Source organism: Mesorhizobium sp. M7A.F.Ca.CA.001.08.2.1 (genome assembly GCF_003998455.1).
Classification (GTDB): Bacteria; Pseudomonadota; Alphaproteobacteria; order Rhizobiales; family Rhizobiaceae; genus Mesorhizobium; species Mesorhizobium ciceri.
The window spans coordinates 1-537 of sequence record NZ_RZPW01001429.1 but is presented as its reverse complement, the minus strand read 5'-3'; the positions used below and the strand labels follow the sequence as shown (position 1 = coordinate 537).

At 63.5% G+C, this 537-nt stretch carries 1 protein-coding gene; it reads right to left on the bottom strand.

Features of this window, described 5'->3' with window-relative positions:
* A partial coding sequence (locus EN914_RS37805; RefSeq protein ID WP_407067841.1) for a GNAT family N-acetyltransferase occupies positions 1 to 537 on the bottom strand: 537 nt, incomplete at both ends.

Sequence of the window (537 nt, the reverse complement as noted above, 5' to 3'; positions counted from 1 at the left end):
AGGCCTTCCTCCATGAATTTGTAACCACGGCGATAGTTTTGCCGGGTTTTCTTCGACTGGCTTTCAAACCATTGTGCGCCGCGTTGTCCGGCGCTGGAAACTCGGTAGCTGACCTCGCTGCGGTGGCTCGGCTGCAAAATGCTGCCCTGGCCTGGGGCGGCGGGACCAAGCAGGGTCCGGAATCGAGCATCGGGCAACAGCCGATTGAGATACGCAAGATCGAAGCCGCCATCGTCGAGGATATGTTGCCAGAGTTGCGGCAGGATCTGTGGCTCTGCATCGGGAGCAAGCAGGACATCGCCATAGTCGCAGTGATCCTTCGCCGCCCATTCCAGCATACGGATGCCCGAGCGCCAGAAGGTCGCGAGCGCAATGACCGCCTCGAGGCGCTCGCCGCTCCAGACCAGGCCGATCCTGAGGCCGCGGCGGTCCTGATGCGGTGTGGTGTGCCACCAGGCCGAGATCCAGTCGGGATGCTGGAAAACGAGGCCGCCGGCGCGTTGCCAGAGCGCTGCCCAGGCGGGCGCGATTTCTGCC